Origin of the sequence: Bacillus bingmayongensis, from assembly GCF_000299035.1 — a bacterium.
GTDB lineage: Bacteria > Bacillota > Bacilli > Bacillales > Bacillaceae_G > Bacillus_A > Bacillus_A bingmayongensis.
Window position 1 is genome coordinate 7,479 of sequence record NZ_JH921527.1, and the last position, 1,913, is coordinate 9,391.

Annotated in this window: 3 protein-coding genes; 2 read left to right on the forward strand and 1 reads right to left on the reverse strand. The window is 32.7% G+C overall.

Annotation, left to right across the window (positions count from 1 at the left end; all coding sequences use genetic code 11):
- Positions 1-570: DUF4046 domain-containing protein (locus tag Y7E_RS34665; protein WP_237741420.1), on the reverse strand; the 570-nt coding region annotated here is incomplete at its 3' end.
- Positions 571-909: 339 nt separating this feature from the next.
- On the opposite strand from Y7E_RS34665, the gene Y7E_RS0127970 reads away from it, so the two are divergent.
- Together Y7E_RS0127970 and tnpA are read left to right on the forward strand one after the other, a co-directional pair.
- Positions 910-1,290 carry a hypothetical protein gene (locus Y7E_RS0127970; RefSeq protein WP_034279185.1) on the forward strand — a complete coding sequence of 127 codons (381 nt, stop codon included), beginning with the start codon at positions 910-912 and terminating at the stop codon, positions 1,288-1,290.
- Positions 1,291-1,534: 244 nt separating this feature from the next.
- Positions 1,535-1,855: an IS66 family insertion sequence element accessory protein TnpA gene (gene tnpA / locus Y7E_RS0127980; protein ID WP_017154486.1), complete on the forward strand. Its 321-nt coding sequence runs from the start codon at positions 1,535-1,537 to the stop codon at positions 1,853-1,855.
- Positions 1,856-1,913: the final 58 nt, after the last annotated feature.

The following is a 1,913-nucleotide window of genomic DNA, read 5'->3' on the forward strand; positions in this document are numbered from 1 at the left end:
GGCTTCTAATCCTTGTTCTTTTGTCCAAAAATTTAGGGGGGTCTCCTGTAATTCCCATTCTTTAAATCTTCCTGGATATAAATCATTCAGCATTGCATACGGGCTAGAACCCCAATATACTCTGGAAGGTCTTTCTAATTTATTTTTAATCAACCACTTTTTGCTATATACTTGTAACAATTGTTCTGTTGTTAATTTTTCTTTTTCTTCTATCGTCCATCGTAAAACTTCTAATCCTTTTTCTTTTGTCCAAAAGTTTGCGGGAACTGAAGATTTCTGGAATTCCCATTCTTTAAACCTTCCTGGATATAAGTCATTTAACATTGTATAGGGGCTAGCTTGATATACAATGCCCAAAACTCCTCCCAATTTATACTTTTTAATTAGCTTCTTGTTCCATTGTCTTTTTATATCTTCCCCTCCCCAGTTCAAAACATCCTCAATTAAATATCTAGTTACCCGCTTTGATAACTCACGATTGATATCTTCATTCCATGTATTAGGAGGGAATATTTTTCTTTTTCCATCTAATATTTCCTGATATATCTCTTCAATTCGAATTCCCTGCACATTATCACCTTTCTTCCAATAGAAGTATCTATTTTATTTATTACTTCCTTATTATAAATAAAACAGATAAATATTTCTAAATTATGAAATTTTTATGTTAATTTACTTATTTGGTTGTTTCCTCCTGATATTTGGTTATTACAGCGAAATATTCCAAATAAGACCTAGATTAAGTTTTAAAATATACATTTCACAACTTAAATAACTTTATTGTAAATAAACAACAGGAAAAACAAATATATAACAGCAACACTTATTTGAAAAAATAAAAATCAGGAAGGGGATATAATACCATCCATCCAATATTTATGAATGTAATAAAATCTAATTTCAAAGGATGTGGTCTCATTGAAAAGAAGATTTAAATATTACGTAGGTGTATTCACAGCAATAATTGCATTTTTATCATTTTCCACTGAGGGATTTGCAGCTACTAAAGCGGTTAATATTAGTTATGGTCAAAGATTGAAATCAACTTCCTTAGTATATTTAAAAGGTGGAACTAAATTTTATTTAGGATATAGTCATCGAACGAACAATCGCAACCCAGTTCAAGTATATGTAAAAAATAATGGAACAGGCAATACAGTTTTTGGTCGGACCATGACTCCTACAGGAGATTTAGGTATAACACTAATAGCTCCTTCTTCAGGTTACTACCGATTATATTTAGAATGTGTTGGTACTTCATGTAGTGCAGACGGAATTTTACGTTGGTAAGGTTATGACAAAACTATTTTTCAATTAAACATATAGGGGTACGGAAACGATTCAAAGAATAACCCGCCACACCTGAAAATTTTTCCATTTAATGAAGGAACCTATCGAGAAATATAATAGGTTCCTATTTTAGCTCGACTGGACGAAAGTTAAGTTTATTTGTAAACGTCAAATATTCCCCACCTACTATTTGTAAATAACCCATGAGATAATCTCCTTACATACTTTATGTGGAGGTTTTTTTATGGAAAGACACCGATTAAAGAAAGAATGGGAAACTTATATTCAAGACTATAAAAACAGTGGATTATCAAAAGTTGCCTGGTGTCAAAAACAGAACCTACCGGTTCATCGGCTATATTACTGGCTGCAAAAATTATCGCCTGAAACGGAAGAGCAAAATGTAAATGAGCGTGTGAATTGGCTTTCTATGAATGTCCCTGACGTAGAAGAAAACATACATGCTACGATTCGAATTCACATGCAAGAAGCAACCATTGAATTAGATGTGCCTTTTACTCCGCAAGTGCTCTTACAAGTGATGCAGGCGGTGAAACAACAATGATGTCAGAAATCGCAATTGAAAAAGTATATCTTGCACAAGGGGCAACAGATTTACGTAA